Source organism: Xanthomonas sp. CPBF 426 (genome assembly GCF_903989465.1).
GTDB classification, from domain to species: Bacteria; Pseudomonadota; Gammaproteobacteria; order Xanthomonadales; family Xanthomonadaceae; genus Xanthomonas; species Xanthomonas euroxanthea.
This window is the reverse complement of sequence record NZ_LR861805.1, coordinates 1,922,644-1,944,987: the sequence shown is the minus strand read 5'-3', so window position 1 is coordinate 1,944,987 and position 22,344 is coordinate 1,922,644. Positions and strand designations below refer to the sequence as shown.

General features: G+C 66.9%; 17 protein-coding genes. 10 read left to right on the top strand and 7 right to left on the bottom strand.

Translation table 11 applies throughout. From position 1 onward, the window contains the following. The first annotated feature begins 159 nt into the window (after positions 1 to 159). Positions 160 to 1,128: a protein-methionine-sulfoxide reductase catalytic subunit MsrP gene (msrP, locus tag H7A87_RS08340; protein ID WP_119129131.1), complete on the top strand. Its 969-nt coding sequence runs from the start codon at positions 160 to 162 to the stop codon at positions 1,126 to 1,128. Between the two features lie 152 nt (positions 1,129 to 1,280). Further along, positions 1,281 to 1,937 (top strand): protein-methionine-sulfoxide reductase heme-binding subunit MsrQ, encoded by a 657-nt coding sequence (msrQ, locus tag H7A87_RS08335; protein ID WP_119129130.1) that lies wholly within the window; start codon positions 1,281 to 1,283, stop codon positions 1,935 to 1,937. On the opposite strand, the gene H7A87_RS08330 is transcribed toward msrQ, so the two are convergent. After that, a complete protein-coding gene (locus H7A87_RS08330; RefSeq protein ID WP_104648461.1) occupies positions 1,879 to 2,688 on the bottom strand; it encodes an FHA domain-containing protein in 810 nt (269 codons plus the stop codon). The two genes, msrQ and H7A87_RS08330, sit on opposite strands and share 59 nt — an antisense overlap. A 174-nt stretch (positions 2,689 to 2,862) precedes the next feature. On the opposite strand from H7A87_RS08330, the gene H7A87_RS08325 reads away from it, so the two are divergent. From H7A87_RS08325 to H7A87_RS08315, 3 genes are all read left to right on the top strand, one after another. Continuing rightward, positions 2,863 to 3,138, top strand: a complete 276-nt coding sequence (locus H7A87_RS08325) for a polyhydroxyalkanoic acid system family protein (protein WP_102596972.1) — start codon at positions 2,863 to 2,865, stop codon at positions 3,136 to 3,138. Between the two features lie 182 nt (positions 3,139 to 3,320). Further along, the gene (locus H7A87_RS08320) at positions 3,321 to 3,875 is read left to right on the top strand and encodes a phasin family protein (RefSeq protein WP_119129129.1); all 555 of its coding nucleotides are present in this window, start codon (positions 3,321 to 3,323) and stop codon (positions 3,873 to 3,875) included. Positions 3,876 to 4,107: 232 nt separating this feature from the next. Further along, positions 4,108 to 5,112 carry a restriction endonuclease gene (locus H7A87_RS08315; RefSeq protein ID WP_119129128.1) on the top strand — a complete coding sequence of 335 codons (1,005 nt, stop codon included), beginning with the start codon at positions 4,108 to 4,110 and terminating at the stop codon, positions 5,110 to 5,112. A gap of 40 nt (positions 5,113 to 5,152) precedes the next feature. Here the strand turns inward: H7A87_RS08315 and hutC are convergent, their stop codons facing one another. Then, positions 5,153 to 5,890, bottom strand: coding sequence for a histidine utilization repressor (gene hutC / locus H7A87_RS08310; RefSeq protein WP_164740304.1), 738 nt, complete (start codon positions 5,888 to 5,890; stop codon positions 5,153 to 5,155). A 40-nt stretch (positions 5,891 to 5,930) separates the two neighbouring features. Further along, a complete protein-coding gene (locus tag H7A87_RS08305; protein WP_119129127.1) occupies positions 5,931 to 7,295 on the bottom strand; it encodes a formimidoylglutamate deiminase in 1,365 nt (454 codons plus the stop codon). A 60-nt stretch (positions 7,296 to 7,355) separates the two neighbouring features. Here H7A87_RS08305 and hutI point away from each other — a divergent pair, with 60 nt between their 5' ends. Genes hutI through hutU form a run of 4 tightly spaced genes read left to right on the top strand, consistent with a single transcriptional unit; the run spans position 7,356 to position 12,674 of the window. Further along, positions 7,356 to 8,561 carry an imidazolonepropionase gene (hutI, locus tag H7A87_RS08300; protein WP_104648457.1) on the top strand — a complete coding sequence of 402 codons (1,206 nt, stop codon included), beginning with the start codon at positions 7,356 to 7,358 and terminating at the stop codon, positions 8,559 to 8,561. A 13-nt stretch (positions 8,562 to 8,574) separates the two neighbouring features. Beyond that, entirely contained in the window at positions 8,575 to 10,116 is a 1,542-nt protein-coding gene (hutH, locus tag H7A87_RS08295) for a histidine ammonia-lyase (RefSeq protein WP_119129126.1), read from the top strand. 13 nt (positions 10,117 to 10,129) lie between these two features. Then, positions 10,130 to 10,990, top strand: a complete 861-nt coding sequence (hutG, locus tag H7A87_RS08290; RefSeq protein WP_119129125.1) for an N-formylglutamate deformylase — start codon at positions 10,130 to 10,132, stop codon at positions 10,988 to 10,990. 16 nt (positions 10,991 to 11,006) lie between these two features. Continuing rightward, a complete protein-coding gene (hutU, locus tag H7A87_RS08285; RefSeq protein WP_119129124.1) occupies positions 11,007 to 12,674 on the top strand; it encodes a urocanate hydratase in 1,668 nt (555 codons plus the stop codon). Between the two features lie 148 nt (positions 12,675 to 12,822). On the opposite strand, the gene H7A87_RS08280 is transcribed toward hutU, so the two are convergent. After that, positions 12,823 to 13,911: a hypothetical protein gene (locus H7A87_RS08280; RefSeq protein ID WP_119129123.1), complete on the bottom strand. Its 1,089-nt coding sequence runs from the start codon at positions 13,909 to 13,911 to the stop codon at positions 12,823 to 12,825. A 198-nt stretch (positions 13,912 to 14,109) separates the two neighbouring features. Here H7A87_RS08280 and H7A87_RS08275 point away from each other — a divergent pair, with 198 nt between their 5' ends. Beyond that, positions 14,110 to 14,838, top strand: a complete 729-nt coding sequence (locus H7A87_RS08275) for a hypothetical protein (RefSeq protein ID WP_104582817.1) — start codon at positions 14,110 to 14,112, stop codon at positions 14,836 to 14,838. Positions 14,839 to 15,042: 204 nt separating this feature from the next. On the opposite strand, the gene H7A87_RS08270 is transcribed toward H7A87_RS08275, so the two are convergent. The 3 genes from H7A87_RS08270 to mtnA form a co-directional block, all read right to left on the bottom strand. After that, positions 15,043 to 17,520, bottom strand: a complete 2,478-nt coding sequence (locus H7A87_RS08270; protein ID WP_119129122.1) for a membrane-bound PQQ-dependent dehydrogenase, glucose/quinate/shikimate family — start codon at positions 17,518 to 17,520, stop codon at positions 15,043 to 15,045. Positions 17,521 to 17,715: 195 nt separating this feature from the next. Continuing rightward, a complete protein-coding gene (gene gyrA, locus H7A87_RS08265; protein WP_119129121.1) occupies positions 17,716 to 20,427 on the bottom strand; it encodes a DNA gyrase subunit A in 2,712 nt (903 codons plus the stop codon). Positions 20,428 to 20,636: 209 nt separating this feature from the next. Continuing rightward, the gene (gene mtnA / locus H7A87_RS08260) at positions 20,637 to 21,701 is read right to left on the bottom strand and encodes an S-methyl-5-thioribose-1-phosphate isomerase (protein WP_104582814.1); all 1,065 of its coding nucleotides are present in this window, start codon (positions 21,699 to 21,701) and stop codon (positions 20,637 to 20,639) included. Positions 21,702 to 22,344: the final 643 nt, after the last annotated feature.

Sequence of the window (22,344 nt, the reverse complement as noted above, 5' to 3'; positions counted from 1 at the left end):
GCCTTCTAGTATGCCGCAGCGCACCGGCCTTGGCAGCGTCGCAGAAAAGTTGCATGTGCATCCTTCTCACTGGCGGAGACGTATGGTTTGCGTAGGCCATCGGCAGCGCCATCACGGTGGTCCGTTATTCTCATCAGCAGCCACTGTCAGGAGCGAGCCATGTCCCTTCGCGATGTCTTGAAGACGCCGTCCAGCGAGATCACCGATGAGGCCGTCTACCGCGACCGACGCCGGCTGCTGCAGCTGTTTGCCCTGACCCCGGCGCTGGGCGTGACCGGCTGCGCCGAGGCCGATCCGCCGCCTCCGCCCAAGACCGTGGTGACCCCGGCGCAGGCGCGCAGCGGCTTCCGGACCGCCGAGGAACTGACCCGGCTGGAAGACGTCACCAGCTACAACAACTTCTACGAGTTCGGCACCGACAAGACCGACCCGTCCAAGGCCGCCAAGACCCTGAAGCTGTCGCCATGGTCGGTGAAGGTCAGTGGCGAGTGCGAAAAGCCCGGTAGCCTGTCGCTGGACGAATTGCTCAAGGGCATCAGCGCGGAAGAACGCATCTACCGGCTGCGTTGCGTGGAAGGCTGGTCGATGGTGATCCCGTGGACGGGGGTGCCGCTGGGCGAGGTGCTCAAGCGCTTCGCGCCAACCTCCAAGGCCAAGTACGTGGCGTTCACCACGTTGGCCGACCCGCAGCAGATGCCGGGCGTGCGCTACCGCTCGATCAACTGGCCATACCGCGAAGGCCTGCGCATCGACGAAGCGATGCATCCGCTGACCCTGCTGGCCACCGGCCTGTACGGCAAGCCTCTGCCGCAGCAGAACGGCGCGCCGCTGCGGCTGGTGGTGCCGTGGAAGTACGGCTTCAAGAGCATCAAGTCGATCGTGGAGATCCGCTTCGTCGAGAAGATGCCCGAAACCGCCTGGCACGACCTGCAGCCCTCCGAATACGGCTTCTTTTCCAACGTCAATCCGGCGGTGGACCATCCGCGCTGGAGCCAGAAGACCGAGCGCCGCATCGCCGGCACCGCCAGCAAGCTGTTCGCCGAGCGGATCGCGACCAAGCCGTTCAACGGCTATGCGGACCAGGTCGCTTCGCTGTACGCGGGCATGGACCTGAAGAAGTGGTTCTAGGCAACAAACCCTCTGATATCCATCTGCCGTAGGAGCGCACCCGGGCGCGACGGGCTTTGCTGGTGATGCCCGTCGCGCCCGGGTGCGCTCCTACGTTTCATGTCCGCGCACGTTCCCTGCCCGCGCGGCATCGCTTCCTTCTTCGAGATCGCATGGCCAAGACGTCCGCATCCCTGATCGCCGCCAAGACCCTGGTGCATGTCGCCGCACTGACGCCGATCGCCTTGCTCGGCTGGCAGTTCTGGCAGGTATGGCAAACCGGCAGCGATGCACTGGGCGCCGATCCGGTGGCCGAGATCGAGCACCGCACCGGGCTATGGGCGCTGCGCTTCCTGTTGATCACCCTGGCGATCACGCCGCTGCGCCAGCTCACCGGCCAGGCGCTGCTGATCCGCTTCCGGCGCATGCTCGGGCTGTACGCGTTCTTCTATGCCAGCGTGCACCTGGCGGCCTACCTGAGCCTGGATCTGCGCGGCTTCTGGACCCAGATCTTCGAGGAGATCCTCAAGCGCCCCTACATCACGGTCGGCTTTGCGGCATGGCTGCTGCTGGTGCCGCTGGCGATCACCTCCACCCAGGGCTGGATGCGGCGGCTCAAGCGCAACTGGGGCCGCCTGCACCTGCTGATCTACCCGATCGGGCTGCTGGCGGTACTGCACTTCTGGTGGCTGGTGAAATCCGACATCCGCGAACCGGCGCTGTATGCCGGCATTCTGGCCGTGCTGCTGGGCTGGCGGATCTGGAAAAAACTCAGCGCGCGCCGAACCACAGCAGGGCGCTCAACGCCGCCGCCAGCAACACCGCGCTGAGCAGCAGCCATGGCCAGCGCGCGACCTTGACCGGCGCACGCGCCGGCTCGCTGGTCGCGCGTGGCAGCGGCTGCGGCTCCGACTCGGGGATGTCCCAGGTGGTCCCGTGGTGGATACGCGGCACCTCGACGACAAAGCGGTGGCGCGCATCGAACACGACCTGGTCGCCGGCCTGCAGCCAGCCGTCGCGCACCTGTACGCCGTTGATCCAGCTGCCTTCTTCCGAGCCCAGATCGCGGATCAGCACACGGTCGCCGTGGCGCTCCAGCCGCGCGTGCTGGGCGGCAAAGGCCGGGTCGTCGATGACGATGTCCGCCGCCGGGTCACTGCCGACCAGCCGCGAGCGGTCCAGGGTGAAGCTGCGCCCGTGATGACGGCCGCCGAGCCCGCGCAACAGCAGGCAGACCTCGCTCAGGCCGGTCTCGTCGTCTTGAACATCGCTGGCCGGCGCGCTCGACGGCGCACTGCGCAGGAGCATCTCCACGCCGTCGGCGTAGATCGCATCGCCGGGACGCAGCAGCGCCATGCGCCGCACCGGGCGTCCGTTGACGTGGATGCCACGGATCCCGTTGGCCACCTGCAGCCACAGCCCGCGCTGGTCCAGGCAGAACTGCGCCAACAGCAGCGCCCCCTGCGCATCGGCAACCACCCGCACGCTGCCGGAGGCATGGCGGACGATCCGGTGGACGCCGGGCTTGAGGGAATGATCCGGCTGCTGCCGGTGGGTGAAATGAACTTGCAGATCGCGCACCCGCCGCAGCCTAGCAGGTTTGCCACGCGCCGCGGCCAACAACCTGACCGGTGTCGCTCCGCCCCATGCACCGGGCCGGGGTGTCGTTGCCGCTGCGTGCCACGCGCGCCGCACTTGGAGCCTGGCGCGCGCATGCGCACAATGCGCGCTCCTTTCGTCTTTTCCATGGAACCCATGTCCAGCATCGATATCCGCCACGACCATGCCCTGTCGCCGGCCCAGGCCCGCGCAGCGATCGACGCGGCGGCCCGCAAGCTGACCGATCGCTACGGCGTCGCCTCGCACTGGGAAGGCGATACCTTGCGTATCGCGCGTGCCGGCGTGGATGGGGCGATCGCCCTGTTGCCGCAGCAGGTGCATGTCACCGCCGAGCTTGGCTTCCTGTTGTCGGCGATGCAGCCGATGGTGGAATCGGAGATCCGTCGCCTGCTGGCCGAAAAACTCGCCTGAGCGTGCAGCGCCGCTGATCGGGTCTGATCGCCTGGCTCGGCCTGACTGCACTATCGCTTCAGCAACAAGTCAGCCGCGCTGTCCGTTGCAGGGGGATGCTTCATGGGTGCTTCACCTGCTCGATGCAGTGCCCGGACTAGGGTGAAGGCAACGTCACTTGGCAACCCAAACAGGAGCATTCCATGACGACCGGATACGATCAGAACGGCAAGCGCGACGATGCAGCGCACGGCTTCCAGGCGCAGGCAGAACAGATTTCGCGCCGGCTCGGTGAATCGGCACAGACGGTATGGCTGGCCGGGCTCGGTGCGCTGGGTCGGGTGCAGAACGAGGGGGGCAAGCTGTTCGACTCGCTGGTGCGCGAAGGCGCAGCGTACGAGCGCAGCGGCCAGCGCAAGGCGGCCGAAAGCGTCGACGAGCTGCGCGAAGAAGTGGAAACCCAGTTCGAGCAGGCACGCGACACGGCAGTGCGCGGCTGGGACAAGCTGGGCAAGGCCTTCGACGAACGCGTCAAGGGGGTCTTGCGCACGCTCAACATCCCCGAGCAGGACGAACTGGAAAACCTGCGCCGCGAGGTGGAATCGCTCAAGGCCCAGGTGCGTGCTAATACCGCCGCGACCAAGCGCGCCAACCGCACCGCCAACCAGGCAGCGCAGGCCGCCAGCAGCGACACCACCGGCGCAGGCACCACCACCGGCAGCGCCACCTCAAACAATGCTGCATTCGATGGTGAATAAGACAGTTCTGCAATGTTGCAAAGCAGCATGATTTTTTAGACAATCGGGAAGGACCCGCCAGTCCTGCATTACGAAGTCCGTTTGCTCCCCTCCCCTCACGGCTTCGGACTGGCGGGTCTTCTGCTGCCTGGATCACGGCGCGTGCGATCACTGTCGCCGATCCATTGACGAACCTACCGCGAAGGATTCTTCTAAGCGCACCGCTTCGTCATATGCGCCATCCCTTCGCTTGATGCTCATGCCTCCCTGGATTGTGGCGCTCGTGGCTTCCCTGCTGCTCTGGCTGGCGGTGTGCGCCTATGTATGGCTGGTGCGCCGCCGTGCCGACGAAACCACCGAGGGCGTGCATGCATTGGCGGCCATGCACTGGCGCGACTTTTCCGGCGTGGTGCTGCGCGTGCTGCAGGAGCAACGCGGTTGGCAACCGACCCAGGTCCCGCAGGACGGCCTGCCGACGGCCGAATTCATGATGCGCACCGGACAAGGCACCCGCCTGGTGGCCTGCAAGCATGGGCGCAGCTACCGCATCGGCGTGGCAGCGGTGAACGAGCTGGGTGCGATGGCGCGACTGGCCGGCGCAGGCGGCGGCGTGATGGTGACCGAAGGCCGGATGGAACGCGAAGGCATGGCCGCCGCCGAGAGGCAGTCCATCGAAGTGCTGGATGGCACGCGCCTGTGGCCCTTGCTCAAGCCGTATCTGCCGGGCGATGTGGAAGCCGGCGTGGTCCGCATGGCGCGCCGCCGCGCGATCCGTCACAGCCTCGGTGCCGGTGCGGCGCTGGCGACCCTGGCCCTGGTTGCGGCGCTGGCGCTGCAGCCGGCGCAGCCGCCCGTGCCAACACAGCAGGCCGCACTGGTGGCCACTTCGCGCGTTGCCGAATCGGTTTCTGCAATCCCGGCATCGCAGCGTCCCCCCTCGCAACAGGCAGCACCACCGACCGCCACAGCGCCTGCATCGATGCCGCTGGCAGGCACTGCCGAACCGGATGTGGCAACCGTGCAGGGTTATCAACGCGAGGTGTCAAAGGCGCTGGCTCGAACGCCCGGCCTGGTGCGCGGCATCTGGATCACCCAGGCGACGCTGGCGGTGGATCGCTCGGTCGAAGACGCTGCGGCGTGGCCGCTGATCTGCCGCGAACTGCAGCGCTACCCGTATCTGCGCACCGTGCGCGTGCAGCTCAATCCGCGGCCGGGCGTGGACGAACCGGTGCGCTGGCGGCAGTGCACGACGATCTGATGCATACATCGATCCATGTGCTCAGCCGTGCGTTTGAGGGTCAGCGCATTCCCGGCGCAAACCGCGCCACCAGGTCATAGGACCCGCCCAGAAACAATTGACGCACGTAGGTGACCGGCTGGTCGCCGCGCCAGGTGTGGCGATCGATGACCAGGCAGGCGGTGCCATCGTCCACCTGCAGGCGTTCGGCTTGCGCGGCGTCCGCACTGGCGGCGCTGATGCGGTGCTCGGCGCGCGTCCACGGCACGTTGCGCAGCAACCAACTGCCCGGCGCGATGTCGGTGAACGGCTGCAGCAATGCCTCGGGCACGGTGGTGGTGTCGATCACCCGCTGTTCCAGCGCGAATGGGCTGCCGTCTGCCAGGTGCACGCTTTCCAGCGCCAGCAGCTTGCCGCTGCTGCCCAGGGCACGCTCCTGCGGCACGCGCAGGCGCGGGTTGCGCAGCCGCCGCGACACCAGCGAGAACGCGTAGACGTGGCCGCGCGCAGTCATTTCCACCTCGATGTCGGGAATCGACAAGGCGACCTGCTCCAGATGCGGATGCGGGCGCGCCACGAACGAGCCGGTGCGGCGGCGGCGTTCGATCATGCCGGCATCGGCAAGCAGGCCGAGCACCTTGTTCACGGTCATCCGCGAACAAGCGTATTGCGCCATCAACTCGTGTTCGGGCGGCACACGGTGACCGGGCGGCCAGTCGCCACTGTGGATGCGTTGTTCCAGATCCTGCCGGATGCGTTGATGCAGGGTGCCGGGCGCGGCGATGGGGGTGGCGGTCAAAGCGGGTCTCCGGTCAGACCTGCATTGTGCGCGTATCGGCTCATTTGCTCAGCAGCGCTCGCAAAACGCCGGCAAAACGCGTGGCAATCCGCGCGCGATCCACATGGCGCCCGTCACGCACCACCGGCCGCCCGGCGCGCCAGACAGTGCGCACCGCACCGCCGCGCGCGGCGAACAGCCAACTGTCCAGCAGCGCATCGTCATCGCGCGCCAGCAGCGCCGGATGGGCCGGGTCCAGCTCCAGCAGATCGGCCGATGCGCCGACCCGGATGCCAGTGTGAGCAATGCCCAAGGCCTGTGCCGCGCCTTCGCCCGCCTGGTCGAACAGCCAGCGCCCGCTCGAGGTACCCGCCTGCGCCAGCACATTGCGCGCCTGCAGCTGCAGACGCTGGCCGTATTCGAGCAGGCGCAGTTCTTCGGCCGCGTCGATCAGGACATTCGAATCCGAACCCACGCCAAAGCGCCCGCCCGCGGCGGCAAATGCCTGCATCGGGAACACGCCATCGCCCAGATTCGCCTCGGTGATCGGGCACAGCCCGACCACCGCGCCGCTGTCGGCGATGGCCTGCAGCTCGCTCGCGTCCACGTGCGTGGCATGCACCAGGCACCAGCGCGCATCCACCGGTGCGTTGGCCAGCAGCCACTGCACCGGGCGCTGGCCCGACCAGGCCAGGCAGGCCTCGACCTCGCGCTGCTGCTCGGCGATATGGATATGGATCGGGCCCTTGGTGAGCGGCACCAATGCGGCTAGCTGCTCCGGCGTGACCGCGCGCAGGCTGTGCGGCGCCAGCCCAAGCACGGCATCCGGCAATGCCTTGAGGCTGCGCCTGCAGTCGTCCAGCAACCGCGCGAAACCATCGATGTCGTGGATCAAACGACGCTGGGCTGCGCTGGGCGCAAGGCCGCCGAAATCCGAATGCGCATAGAACACCGGCAACAGCGTCAGCCCGATGCCGGTGTTGGCGGCGGCAGCGGCGATGCGCGCGGACATTTCGCCGGCCTGCGCATATGCCGCGCCACCGGGGCTGTGGTGCAGGTAGTGGAATTCGCCGACGCGGGTGAAGCCGCTTTCGAGCATTTCCACATAGGCCTGTTCGGCGATCGCCTGCAGGCTGTCGGGATCGAGCCGGTCGACGAAGCGGTACATCAGCTCGCGCCAGCTCCAGAAACTGTCGCCGCTGCGCCCGCCCACCTCGGTCAGGCCGGCCATGCCGCGCTGGAACGCGTGGCTGTGCAGGTTGCCCAGCCCAGGCAGCAGCAGCGTGACCCGGGTATCGCCGGCGACAGGTGCGCGATCGGCCTGCACCGTGGCGATGCGCCCTTGCGCCAGCGTGATCCGCACATCGCCAGCCCAGCCATCGGGCAGGAGCGCCCGCGCTGCCCACAACGCCTGTTGGTCTGCCACTGGACACCCTCCATTGCCGGTTCTATTGTATATACATATCAGACAGCATGAGCCTGCGCCATGTATTGCGACGTCCTCTGGCACAACGCACGGCTGATGACCCTGGACGCGGCCGATGGCGGCCTGGGCATCGTGGACGATGGCATTCTGGCCTGCCAGGACGGCCGCATCGCCTATGCCGGCCCGGCCGCGCAGGCTCCGGCGTTGAAGCCGGACGTTGCGCACGATTGCCAGCGCCGCTGGATCAGCCCCGGCCTGATCGATTGCCATACCCATCTGGTGTACGCAGGCAATCGCGCCAACGAGTTCGAGCAACGCCTGCGCGGTGCCAGTTATGCCGAGATTGCCGCAGCCGGCGGCGGCATCGTGGCCACGGTGCGCGCCACCCGTGCCGCCGATGACGCAGCGCTGCTGGCCGCCAGTCTGCCGCGCCTAGACGCGATGCTCGCCGAGGGCGTGACCACGCTGGAAATCAAATCCGGCTACGGGCTGACGCTGGAGGACGAAACCAAGCAGCTGCGCGTTGCACGTCAGCTCGCTACGCTGCGCAAGGTCGAAGTGGTGCCGACCTTCCTCGGCGCGCACGCGGTGCCACCGGGCGGCGATGCGCAAGGCTACATCGACGCCGTCTGCACGCAGATGATTCCGGCGATTGCCGCGCAAGGGCTTGCCGAGGCGGTGGATGTGTTCTGCGAACACCTGGCGTTCTCGCCCGCGCAGGCCGAACAGGTCTTCCTCGCCGCACAGGCGCACGGCTTGCACATCAAGATCCACGCCGAGCAACTGAGCAACCAGCATGGCGCGCAACTGGCCGCACGCCATGGCGCCTTGTCGGCCGATCACGTCGAATACCTGGATGACGCCGGCGTTGCCGCGATGGCAGGCGCCGGCACGGTCGCGGTGCTGTTGCCCGGCGCGTTCTATTTCACCCGCGATACCCAACTGCCGCCGATCGCTGCGCTGCGCGCCGCCGGCGTGCCGCTGGCCCTGGCCACCGACTGCAACCCCGGCACCTCGCCGCTGACCAGCCCGTTGCTGGCGATGAACATGGCCGCCACGCTGTTCCGCATGACCGTGGACGAGTGCATTGCCGGTTTCACCCGGCACGCCGCACGCGCGCTGGGGCGCGGCGAGCGGCTTGGCCGGCTGCGTGCCGGCATGCACTGCGACCTGGCGATCTGGGACATTGATGCGCCGGCCGACCTGGTCTACCGCATGGGCTTCAATCCTCTTCATGCCCGCGTCTGGCGCGGGCATTCCTGCTGAATACGGAGTCCTCATGAGTGCATCTGTTGTCCTGCAGCCCGGCCAGGTCACGCTGGCGCAGTGGCGTGCGCTATATCGCGGCGCCGAGGTCGTGCTGGACGACGCCTGCGCGGCCGCGGTGCTGCGCAGCGCGCAGACGGTGGAGGCCATCGTGGCGCGCGGCGAGCCGGTCTATGGCGTCAATACCGGCTTCGGCAAGCTGGCCAGCGTGCGCATCGAGCGCGAGGACCTGCAGACCCTGCAGCGCAATATCGTGCTCTCGCACGCAGCCGGCGTCGGCGAGCCCACGCCGGTGCCGGTGGTCCGGCTGATGATGGCGCTCAAGCTCACCAGCCTGGCCCAGGGCGCCTCGGGCGTGCAGCCGGGCACGCTGGCGTTGCTGGAGGCGATGCTGCGCCGGGACATCACGCCGGTGGTGCCCTGCCAGGGTTCGGTGGGCGCATCCGGCGATCTGGCGCCGTTGTCGCATCTGGCCGCGGTGATGATCGGCGTCGGTGAGGCCTTCGTCGGCGGGCAACGCCTGCCTGCCGCCAACGCGCTTGCGCAGGCGCAGTTGCAGCCGCGCGTGCTGGGCGCCAAGGAAGGCCTGGCGCTGCTCAACGGCACCCAGTTCTCCACCGCCTGCGCATTGGCCGGCCTGTTCGAGATCGAGACCGTGCTGCAGGCCGCGCTGGTCACTGGCGCCTTGTCGGTGGAAGCGGCCAAGGGCTCGGACACGCCATTCGATGCGCGTATCCATGCCCTGCGCGGCCAGCCCGGGCAGATCGCCACCGCCGCGGCACTGCGCGCGCTGATGGCCGATTCGAGCATTCGCGAATCGCACCGGCTGGGCGATGTGCGCGTGCAGGATCCGTACTGCCTGCGCTGCCAGCCGCAGGTGATGGGCGCGGCGCTGGACATCATGCGCCAGGCCGCACGCACGCTGGAGATCGAGGCCAACGGGGTCTCGGATAACCCGCTGGTGTTCAGCGACACCGGCGAGGCCTTGTCCGGCGGCAACTTCCATGCCGAGCCGGTGGCCTTCGCAGCCGACATGCTGGCGATGGCGGTGTGCGAAATCGGCTCGATCAGCGAACGCCGCACCGCGATGCTGGTCGACCCGGCGTTGTCGGGCCTGCCGGCGTTTCTCACCCCGCGCCCGGGCCTGAATTCCGGTTTCATGATTCCGCAGGTCACCGCTGCGGCGCTGGTGTCGGAGAACAAGCAACGCGCGTATCCGGCCAGCGTCGATTCGATTCCGACCTCGGCCAATCAGGAAGATCATGTATCGATGGCCGCGCATGGCGCGCGGCGCTTGCTGGCGATGGCCGAGAACGCCGCACACGTGATCGGCATCGAACTGCTGGCGGCCGTGCAAGGCTGCGACTTCCATGCGCCGCTGCGCTCCAGCGCCGCACTGGAAGCCGCACGCGCGTTGCTGCGCGCGCAGGTGCCCACCTTGCAGGACGACCGCTATTTCCATCCCGACATGCTGGCGGCCAGCGCGTTGGTGCGTTCGGGTGCACTTGCGCAGGCGGTTGCCACGGCATTGCCAGGCGTGGAGCAGCAGGCATGATGCGAGACGCCGCATGAGCACCCTGCCCTGGCTCGACATCCACCGCGGCGATGCGCCGTTGATCCTCAGCTTCCCGCATACCGGCACCGAGTTGCCCGACGCGCTGGTGGACCAGTTCGTCTCGCCCTGGCTGGCACGTCGCGATGCCGACTGGTGGGTGCATCAGCTGTACGACTTTGCGCAATCGCTGGGCGCCACTACCGTGCGCACCGCGATCTGTCGCTCGGTGATCGACGTCAACCGCGCCCCCAGCGGGGCGTCGTTGTATCCGGGCCAGAACACCACCGGCCTGTGTCCGCTGACCACCTTCGACAACCAGCCGCTGTATGCCGATGGCGCCGAACCCGACCAAGCGCAGATTGCCTGGCGCCGCACGCGCTGGTTCGACCCCTATCACGCGGCGATTGCCGACGAAATCGCGCGCCTGCGTCGGCTGCATCCCCGAATCGTGGTGTACGACGCGCACTCGATCCGCTCCTTCATCCCGCATCTGTTCGATGGCGAGCTGCCGCAGTTCAACATCGGCAGCAACGACGACCGCAGCTGCGCTCCGGCGCTGGCCGATGCGGTGGAGCGGCTGTGCCGCAGCAGTGGCTCGAGCACCGTGCGCAACGGGCGCTTCAAGGGCGGCTGGATCACCCGCCACTATGCTCAGCCCGAGCAGGGCGTGCATACGCTGCAGATGGAGCTGGCATGCCGCGGCTACATGCGCGAGCCGGATGCGATCACCCCGCAGAACTGGCCGACGCCCTGGCTCCCCGCGCATGCAGTCGCGCTGCGCGCGGTGCTGCGGCACGTGCTGCTGGCCTGCCTGCAATTTGCCGCCGACAGCGCTCAGTCCTCCGACACCACGCCGCCTGCGGCGCACCGTTGATTGCAAGGAAACCGGCATGACCCGTCACGATGCAACCCGCGTCATCCGCGCCGCCACCGGCACCACGCTCACCGCCCGGAGCTGGCTCACCGAAGCGCCGCTGCGCATGCTGATGAACAATCTGGACCCGGACGTGGCCGAGCGCCCGCAGGAGCTGGTGGTCTACGGCGGCATCGGCCGCGCCGCGCGCGACTGGGAATCCTTCGATGCGATCGTCGCCGCGCTCACCCGCCTGGAGGATGACCAGACCCTGCTGGTGCAATCCGGCAAGCCGGTCGGCGTGTTCCGCACGCATGCCGATGCGCCACGCGTGCTGATCGCCAATTCCAACCTGGTGCCACGCTGGGCCACCTGGGACCACTTCAACGAACTGGATAAAAAAGGTCTGGCGATGTACGGCCAGATGACCGCCGGCAGCTGGATCTACATCGGCGCGCAAGGCATCGTGCAAGGCACCTACGAGACCTTCGTGGAGATGGGCCGCCAGCATTACGGCGGCAACCTATCCGGGCGCTGGTTGTTCACCGGTGGCCTCGGCGGCATGGGTGGCGCGCAGCCGCTGGCTGCGGTGATGGCCGGCGCCTCGTGCCTGGCGGTGGAATGCCGCCGCTCCAGCATCGACATGCGCCTGCGCACCGGCTACCTGGACACCTGGACCGACGACCTGGACGAAGCGCTGCGCCTGGTCGAGGAATCGTGCACGGCCAAGAAGCCGATGTCGGTCGGCCTGCTCGGCAATGTCGCAGACGTGCTGGATGAACTGCTGCTACGTGGAGTCAAGCCGGACCTGCTGACCGACCAGACCTCCGCGCACGACCCGGTCAACGGCTACCTGCCGCAGGGCTGGACGGTGGAGGAATGGGACGCCAAGCGCGTGTCCGCACCGAAGCAGGTGGAAGCGGCCGCGCGCGAGGCGATGGCCAACCACGTCCGCGCCATGCTCACCTTCCATGCCCTGGGCGTGCCCACCGTCGACTACGGCAACAACCTGCGCCAGATGGCGCTGGAAGCAGGCGTAGACAACGCATTCGACTTCCCCGGCTTCGTGCCCGCCTACATCCGGCCGCTGTTCTGTCGCGGGATCGGGCCGTTCCGCTGGGTCGCGCTCAGCGGCGATCCGGACGACATCGCCAGGACCGATGCCAAGGTCAAGGAACTCATTCCCGACGATACGCATCTGCACCGCTGGCTCGACATGGCGGCCGACAAGATCGCCTTCCAGGGCCTGCCTGCGCGGATCTGCTGGGTCGGTTTGGGTGACCGCCACCGGCTCGGTCTGGCCTTCAATGCGATGGTGCGCAGCGGCGAGCTCAAGGCGCCGGTGGTGATCGGCCGCGACCACCTGGATTCGGGCAGCGTGGCCTCGCCCAACCGCGAAACCGAAGCCATGGCCGACGGCTCGGATGCGGTCTCCGACTGGCCGTTGCTCAACGCGCTGCTCAATACCGCCTCCGGTGCCACCTGGGTGTCGCTGCACCACGGCGGCGGCGTCGGCATGGGGTTTTCGCAACATGCCGGCATGGTCATCGTCTGCGACGGCAGCGAGGCCGCCGACAGGCGCCTGGAGCGCGTGCTCTGGAACGACCCGGCCACCGGCGTGATGCGCCACGCCGATGCCGGCTACGCCATCGCCACCGACTGCGCCAGGCAAAAAGGCCTGGATCTGCCGGGGATTCTCGGCTGAGGATCCTCGGCCGCGGTTTCGCCGGCAGCGTGTACGCTGCACGCTGTCGGCACTTACCACGCCTACATCACTGGTTCTAGGCGCGCTGTCCGCAGCACGCGCCGACTGGCCGCTACATTCTGTCAGCGGCTTTCATTTCCATCACTGTCTACTGGCAGGCCGATGCAGCAGCAGCCAGCAATGCGTCGTCATCGAGCGCCGGCGCCGCCCCGCTTGCCGGATAGGCGGCTGCGATCGCCTTCGCCGCGCGATCGGCGTGCGCCTGGATATACCACTGCGATGACGGCGGCAGCGAACGCCCGCGCACCGCCTGCTCAAAGCGATACTGTCCCCAATAGATCGCCAGTGGTTCTTCCAGCGCGTTGAGCGGGTTCGGCAAGCTGGCCGCACCCGGACACAGCCGCATGAAGTTGGCAGCGAGCAGGCGTTTACGCGCCGATGGTTGCCCCGCAGACAGGTGATGACTCAATTCGTGCAACACGATCGGCGCCCAGTCCATCGAGGCCGTGCCGGTGAGCGCATCATGCTGCGAATACAGCAGCATGGTGCGTCCGCGTACCTTGGCCTGGGTGGTGTCCGGCTCCGGCCACCAGACGAATCTTGCCTGGAACAGCGCAGGCTCCGGCACCGCAAAGAACGCCCGCATCTGCGACGCCAACCGCGCAACGGCGGGGTTGGACAGTTCCTCGCGCAGCACGCGCGCCTGTTGCTCGAAACGGGGGGCAGCTGTGACCAGCCGCCTGGCGCGTGGAACGAAGCGGGCAAAATACGCACGCAACAACGCCTGGTCATCTGCCGACTGCTCCGCAATGGCGGCGCTCGCTGCGCCCTCGAATTCTGCATTCCCGAGGAAATGCCGCGAGAAAGGATCCACATCACGGGTGGCCTCTGGCGCAAACACACGGTCGAGCACCTCCGGATCGTCGCCCTTTGCCAGCCCCGAGGTGCGGCGGCGGAAATCTGCATAGGCGACCAGTGCTGCGTGATCGGCCTGATCCAGCCCTCCATGGGTTTCGAAGTAATTGCGATACACGGGCACCGTAAAACCCGGCAACCAGTCCGACAGGTTATCCAGCAGGTTGAACAGATCCGTGGCCTCGCTGTAACCCACCTGCACCGGTGCCGATGGCGGCACGGGTGGCGCGGCATGCGCGGTGGCATACAGCAACGCCCAGATCAGTCCCACTGCGCCGATGCCCCGCAGCGTTGGCGACCAGCGATCGATCCATCTGCGCATGCAAGGCTCCGGGCTGGCGAGTGCGCTGATTCGAGCATGCCTGGATACCGCCCGCCACCTGCCGTTCGTCAGGGGGCAGTGAGAGCTTCCGGCATCAGGATGCAAGCGGGGACATCGTCGTCCATCACATTCCCGACGATTGCCCTCAAGTCCGCGGCGTGCAGGCCGACAAGGTATGCAACGTTTTGAGGAATCTCCATGGGCATCTTGATCTACCTGGTGCCTGCATTCGCGCTCTGGGCGCTGATTGCCACCGTGCTGGCGTTCGTGCGTGGGCGGCAGCTGCGCGCCGAATCCGGCCAGCTCGCCAGCACGCAGGACAGCCTGGCCCGCTACCAGGCCGCGCTCTCGCAGCTGAAGGCGCGTGCGGCCGCCAGCGCGCTGGAACTGGAATCGCTGCAGCGCAGCTATACCGTGCTCAAGCAATCGCTGGAACAGCGGGAACAGACAGCCGCCGAACAGGCGCCGGCCGCTGACAGCCAGGTGATTCCGATGGTGATGGTGCAGCGGCTGGATATCGCCAACGAAATCGGCACGTTGTTCACGCACGTCGCACGGGTGGCACGCAGCCTGCGCCGCTACAGCGCCTACAGCCGCGGCCACACGGCGCCGGAACCGGCCACGGCCCGCTACGACCTGCACTGGCTGGCCGATTGCCTGCACAGCTTCGACCAGATCGGTTATGCCTTGTTGCGCGGCAATGTCGCAGCGCTGATCACCGCCTGCCAGGACCTGCTGTCGATGTACGACCATTACCTGAAGGATGGGTCCGGCTATAACAGCCGCGATACCTTCCAGCGCCTGGGCAGCGATGTGCCGCTATCGGATGCCACCGATGCCATCCGCTCGATCATCGTCAAGGCGACGCTCGCGCAGGATGTGCGCGATGCGGTGATGGAAGATGCGGCCGCTGCCAACGTCGGGTGATTCGGGAATCGGGAATCGGGAATCGGGAATCGGGAATCGTAAGAGCGTGGATGCGGGGTTCTGTTGGGTCAACAGGTAGATGCATGTTGTTTGGCCACGCTGCGATTGCCCATGAAAAAAGCGCACCGCTTGCGGTGCGCTTTTCGTTTCAGGCTTCGGGAGTGGCTAGCAAGCCTCAGCTAGCGCATTCGCTCGCTGCGTGCATCACGGTGCCTTTTGCGGCAGCGCGTAGGCCACCACGGCATCACCTGCAGGCGTCTCCATGAAGTGGTGGCCGCCGGCCATGATCACCAGATACTCGCGGCCGTTGTAGGCGTACACCATCGGGTTGGCCTGGCCACCGGCCGGCAGCTTGGCATGCCACAGCTCCTTGCCGGTGGCCAGATCGATGGCGCGGATCAGGGCGTCGGTGGCTGCGGCAATGAAGATCAATCCGCCGGCCGTCACCACCGAACCGCCATTGTTCGGCGTGCCGATCTCGATCGGCAGACCCGAACGGATACCGAACGGACCATTGCCGCGTGCGCTGCCGAACGGACGGTCCCACAGCGTCTTGCCGCTGGCCAGGTCGATCGCACGGATGCCGCCATACGGCGGCTGCTTGCACAGCAGCTTGGTGAACGGCAGGCGCCAGCCCGCATTGACGTTGATCGCATACGGCGTGCCGGCCTGCGGATCGCCCGCGCCTTCTGCGCCACCCGTATCGCCACGCACCTCATCGCGCGGCGCCCAGCCCAGCTTGTCGGCCTTGGCGCGCGGCACCAGCAGGTTGTAGTTGGGCATGTCGTTGTAGTTGGCCACGATCACGCCGCGCTGCGGATCCACCGACACGCTGCCCCAATCCGAACCGCCGTTGTAACCGGGATATTCGATCGAATGGCGGTCGGCTTCCGGCGGCGTGTAGATGCCCTTGTAGCTGGCCTTGCGGAACTGGATGCGGCAGACCAGCTGATCGATCGGCGTCATCCCCCACATGTCGCGCTCGGTCAGATCCGGCTTGCGCAGCGTGTGGTACAGCGAAAATGGCTGCGTCCTGGCACGCATCTGCGGCTCCACACCGCCACCCGGTACTGCACGTTCCTCCACACCCACCAGCGGCTTGCCGGTGCGCCGGTCCAGCACGTACAACTCGCCCTGCTTGCTCGGCAACAACACCGCCGGCACGTTGACGCCGTCCTTGGGGAAGTCGATCAGGCTCGGCTGCGAGCCCAGGTCGTAATCCCAGGTATCGATATGCGTGGTCTGGAAATTCCATACCGGCCTGCCGGTGATGACATCCAGCGCCACCAGCGAGGTCGCATAGCGATTCTCCTGCGGCGTGCGCGAGCTGCTCCAGTAATCGGCGGTGGAGTTGCCCATCGGCAGATACACATAGCCCAGCTGTTCATCGGCCGCGGCGGTGGTCCACATGTTCGGCGTGCCACGCGTCCAGGTCTGGCCCGGCGGCGGTGCGCCGTTCCAGTCCGGATGGGTCATGTCCCAGGCCCAGCGCAATTGGCCGGTCACCGCATCGAAACCCTCGATCACACCGGACGGCTCGTAACGCTTCTGCCCGTCCAGCACCTGATGTCCGGTGACGACCACGCCGCGCACGATGGCGGGCGGCGAATTGATCGACACATACCCCGGCGGCGTCTGCCCCATGCCGGCGGTGATAGCGACCTGGCCGTTGTTGCCGAAATCCGTACACGGCTTGCCGCTACGTGCATCCAGCGCGATCAGGCGGCCGTCCAGCGTGCCTTCGATGATGCGCGTGCGGCACAGCGCCGACGCATCGGCCGCCGCCGCTGCCGCGGCATCGTTGGCCGCCGCCGGGACCTGGTAGTACGACACACCACGGCAGGCGGCCGTATACGGAATCGCCTCGTCCTTGACCTTGGGGTCGTAGCGCCAACGCTCCTTGCCACTGGCGGCATCCAGCGCGATCACCTGGTTGCGCGCGGTGCACAGGTACAGGCTGTCGCCCACCTTCAGCGGCGTGGTTTCTGCACCCCAGCGCTTGCTCGGCAGGTCGCCCGTGTGGAAGACCCAGGCCTGCGTCAGCTGCGCCACGTTGTCGCGGTTGATCTGCTGCAGCGGCGAATAGCGCTGCCCGGCCTGGCTGCGTCCGTACGCGGCCCAGTCGTCGTCGGCAGGTGCATTGGCCGGTTGACCATCAGAGACTGCAGGCGATGCAGACGCACTGCGCTTGACCAGGCCCGCAGCCATGCCGGCAGCATGTGCCAGCACACCATCGGCCTCGGTCACTCCAAACGGCACGAAGGCCAGTGCGAAGGCCACCACGAACACCGCTGCCAAGACGCCGGCCACGCTGCGCGACACCGCGCGCGACACCGGGCGCTCCAGCTTCGGCAGCAGCAGCGCCAGCACGAACGCCAGGCCGACGATCAAGCCCAGCCGCGGCACCCAGCGCCAGTAGTCGCTGCCCGATTCCCACCATGTCCACAGCAGCGACGCCGCCACCACGGCGGCAAACCACCATGCGCCCGCATTGCGACCGCGAAACAGCAGCACGCCGGCAATCAGCAACGCCGCGCCCGCAGGCGCGTAATACCAGGAGCCGCCCAGCGCGGCCAGCCACACGCCGCCTGCCAGCAGCACGGTGCCCAGCACTCCAATCACGCCTCCCAACGTCGCCAGCGCCCAATGGCCGCGACGGGAAGGACGATGCAATGTCGTCATCAGTTGTTCCTCTTCGATCTGCGGCGACGCAACGCCGCCGCACCGCCGACAACCTTCGACCCGCCACGGTGAAAAAGCCGCGTTCTTTGCGACCGGCGTCGAAAAACACTGCGTTGCAGATGTCACCGCGTGCAATAAAAAAACGCCGGCTGTGCGCCGGCGTTTTTCTTCAACTGCGTTGCTCGCCTGCTGCGATCACGCTTCGGTCGGTGGCAGCTCGCCTGTGCTGGCTGCCGGTACGCCCGCTGCATCGTCCAGCACATCCTCGGCCTCGTCCAGCGAGGCATCCAGGCGTTCGACCGCCTGCAGCTTTTCGCCCTTGGACAAGCGGATCAAGGTCACGCCCTGGGTATTGCGACCCACGCGCGAGATCTCCGAACCGCGGGTGCGCACCAGGGTGCCGCCATCGGAAATCAGCAGCACTTCATCGGTGGCGCCCAGCAGCACCGCACGGACCAGCTTGCCGTTGCGTTCGGTGGTCTGGATACCGATCACGCCCTGCGTGCCGCGCCCCTTGCGCGGGTACTCGGTCAGCGGGGTGCGCTTGCCGTAGCCGTTCTCGGTGGCAGTGAGGATGTAGGCCATGTCGTCGCTTTCGGCGCCGTCAATCACCTCTGCCTCGACGCCGTCCGTGCTTTCCACCACGTCCTCGACACCCTCGTCCTCGACATCGCCTTCGATGCCGCCGGCACGCTCGGCCACGATCAGGCTGACCACCTCTTCGCCCTTGGTCAGACGGATGCCGCGCACGCCGGTGGCGGTCCGGCCCATCGAGCGCACCGTGGATTCGCCGAAGCGCACGGTCTTGCCGTTGGAGGCGAACAGCAGCACGTCGCGATCACCATCGGTCAAGGCCACGCCGACCAGCGCATCGCCCTCGTCGAGGTTGATGGCGATCTTGCCGCGTGCCAGACGGAACGCGAATTCGCTCAGCGGAGTCTTCTTGACCGTGCCGTTGCGCGTGGCGAAGAACACATAGCGGTTGTCGGCGTACTCGCGTACCGGCAGCACTGCCTGCACCCGCTCGCCCGGTTCCAGCGGAATCCAGTTGATGATCGGACGACCACGCGCATTGGAGCCGGCCTCCGGCAGCTGGTACACCGGCAGCCAGAACACCTTGCCGCTGCTGGTGAAGGTCAGCAGCGTATCGTGCGTGTTGACCAGCCACAGCTGGTCGATGAAATCCTCTTCCTTGGTCGCCGCCGCAGACCGGCCACGGCCACCACGGCGCTGCGCACGATACGCGCTGACCGGCTGGCGCTTGGCATAGCCGGCGTGCGAGAGCGTCACCACCACATCTTCCGGCGAAATCAGGTCCAGGATGTCCAGATCTTCTTCGCTGTGACGGATCTCGGTGCGGCGTTCGTCGCCGTACTCCTCGCGGATATTGATCAGCTCGTCGCGGATCACCTGCAGCAGCACGTCCGGGTTTTCCAGGATGCGGATCAGGCCCTGGATCACCTCGAGCAACTGCTTGTACTCGTCGGTCAGCTTTTCCTGCTCCAACCCGGTCAGGCGATGCAGGCGCATTTCCAGGATCTGCGAGGCCTGCACTTCACTGAGCTGGTACAAGCCGTTGGCCAGGCCCACGCCCGGCGCCAGGTCTTCCGGCTTGGAGGCTTCGGCACCGGCAGCGCCCAGCAGCGCGCCGACCAGACCCGGTTCCCAGGTCTTGGCCAGCATGCGCTCGCGCGCTTCCTGCGGATTGGCCGAGGTCTTGATCAGCTCGATCATCTCGTCGATGTTGGCCAACGCGACGGTCAGACCTTCCAGCACATGCGCACGCGCACGCGCCTTGCGCAGTTCATAGATGGTGCGGCGGGTCACCACTTCGCGGCGGTGGCGAATGAACGCCTGCAGCATCTGCTTGAGGTTCATCAACTGCGGACGGCCATCGATCAGCGCCACCATGTTGATGCCGAACACCGACTCCATCTGGGTCTGCTGATACAGGTTGTTGAGCACAACCTCGGCCGACTCGCCGCGCTTGACCTCGATGTAGATGCGCATGCCGTCCTTGTCGGACTCGTCGCGCAGCTCGCTGATGCCTTCGAGCTTCTTTTCCTTGACCAGCTCGGCGATCTTCTCGATCAGCCGCGCCTTGTTCACCTGATACGGAATCTCGGTGACGATGATCGCTTCGCGGCCGTTGTCGGCCACTTCCACATCGGCCTTGGCGCGCATGCGCACGCGGCCACGGCCGGTGCGGTACCCGGCAGCGATGCCGGCAGTGCCGTTGATGATGCCGGCGGTGGGGAAATCCGGGCCGGGGATGTACTCCATCAGGCCTTCGACATCCAGTTCCGGCGTGTCGATCAAGGCGATGCAGGCGTTGATCGCCTCGGTCAGGTTGTGCGGCGGGATATTGGTGGCCATGCCCACCGCGATACCGGCCGAGCCATTGACCAGCAGGCTCGGGAACCGGGTCGGCATGACCGTCGGTTCCAGTTCCTTCTCGTCGTAATTGGGCTGGAAATCGACGGTTTCCTTGTCGATGTCGGCCATCAGCTCATGCGCCAGCCGCGACATGCGCGACTCGGTGTAACGCATCGCCGCGGCGGAGTCGCCGTCGACCGAACCGAAGTTACCCTGGCCGTCCACCATCATGTAGCGCAGCGAGAACGGCTGCGCCATGCGCACCAGCGTGTCGTACACCGACTGGTCGCCGTGCGGATGGTACTTACCGATGACGTCGCCGACGATACGCGCCGACTTGAAGTAGGCCTTGTTGCTGTGAGCGCCCAGCTCGTGCATGGCGTACAGGACGCGGCGGTGCACGGGTTTGAGGCCATCACGGGCATCGGGGAGTGCGCGGCCCACGATCACGCTCATCGCGTAATCGAGATAGCTCTTGCGCATCTCGTCTTCCAGATTGACCTGGATGATTTCCTTGGCGGTTTCTGCCATTCGGGTTCCGTAAGTGAGGTGGCGGGCCAGCCGGAAAGCCGCGTCGGGGGCGCCTTGGTCACAGGCTGCCGACCCCACGCTCCCGCCGATCGATTCAAGCCCCCGATTGTATCACGAAGGGGCACCACGATGCCGCCGGTTTACCGGCCAGAAACAAGCACTTGCAGGATTTTGACGGGACGATGCGGCGATAGCGCGCCGCACTGGCCTCAGCCGCCGAACGCCGCCTGCATGCGCGCCGGGTCCGGCTGCACAATCACCCCGCGTTCGGTGACGATCGCATCGATCAGGCTGCCGGGGGTGACATCGAACACCGGATTCCAGGCATGGATGCCATCGGCCACGGTGCGCACGCCGCCGACCCCGAACAACTCGCCCGGATCGCGCTGCTCGATCTCGATCTGCTCGCCGCTGGCGGTGTCCATGTCCACCGTGGACGACGGCGCCACCACCATGAACTTGACGCCGTGGTGGCGCGCGGCGATCGCCAGCTGGTAGGTGCCGATCTTGTTGGCGGTATCGCCATTGGCGCAGATGCGGTCGGCGCCGACGATGACCCACTGCACCAGCCCGGACTTCATCAGATGCGAGGCGGCCGAATCGGCGATCAGGGTCGCGTCGATGCCGTCCTGCTGCAGCTCCCACACGGTCAGGCGCGCGCCCTGCAACCACGGCCGGGTCTCGCCGGCAAACACCTTGGCGATGCGCTGCTGCGCCACGCCGGCGCGAATCACGCCCAGCGCGGTCCCGAAACCGGCGGTGGCCAGCGAACCGGTATTGCAGTGGGTCAGCACGCCGCTGCCGGTGTCGATCAACGCCGCACCAAGCGCGCCCATCTGCCGATTGGCCGCCAGGTCTTCATCGGCGATGGCCTGCGCCTCGCGCGCGATCACCTCGCGCCAGTCGGCGCCGGCAGCGCCCAGCACGCGACGCATGCGCATCAGCGCCCAGGCCAGATTGACCGCGGTCGGACGCGCGGCATTGAGCCGCAACAGCGCCGGTTCGAGTTTCTGCAAGGCCGCACTACCGTCCTCGGCAGCGATGTCGCGCGCCGCCAGTACCACGCCCCACCCGGCCGCGATGCCGATCGCCGGCGCTCCGCGCACGGCCAGCGAATGGATCGCCTCGGCCACGGCGTCGCTGGTGTCGCAACGCACATGCTCGACCACGAACGGCAGCTTGCGTTGGTCGAGCAGTTCCAGGGCATCGCCGGTCCACAGCAGTGGGCGGATATGGTCGTAGCGGGCGTAGTCGATATGGGCGCTGTCGTTCATGCGGACATTGTAAGTCATGCCCTGCCTGCAACCACGCTCGCCGACCGTCGTGACTGGGTCCTTGCCCGCTCACCACCGCGAGACCTTACGCGGCATGGATGCCGCGTGCGCCCACACGGACGTATTTGCGGCGTGTCCTGCGATGGTGGGCGGGCGGGCCCTGCAGCAAACTTACAGCGTCGAGGGCGCGGTGCCCTCACCGCTTGCGGGACACGCCGTGAACCCGTCCCTGGGGGCTCGGTGGCGGCATCCATGCCGCCACACGGTCCCGCAACCGGCGAGGACACCGCACCAGACAGTTGGTCGGCGCTCATCTGAAAGCTGTCTGTCGTGCGGCGCGCATCGGACGTGGAGCCGATGCTTCACGATCGAACAAGGCGCATCCAGCATTGCTCTTACTTTGCGTACCGACCATCTCGACTGGTCCTTGCCCGCTCACCGTCGCGGGACCTTACGCGGCATGGATGCCGCGTAAGAGCTTACATGGACGTACTTGCAGCGTGTCCCGCGATGGTGGGCGGGCAAGGGCCCTGCAGCAGACCCGCAGCGTCGAGCGCGCGGTGCCCTCACCGCTCGCGGGACACGCCGTAAACCCATCCCTGGGGGCTCGGTGGCGGCATCCATGCCGCCACACGGTCCCGCA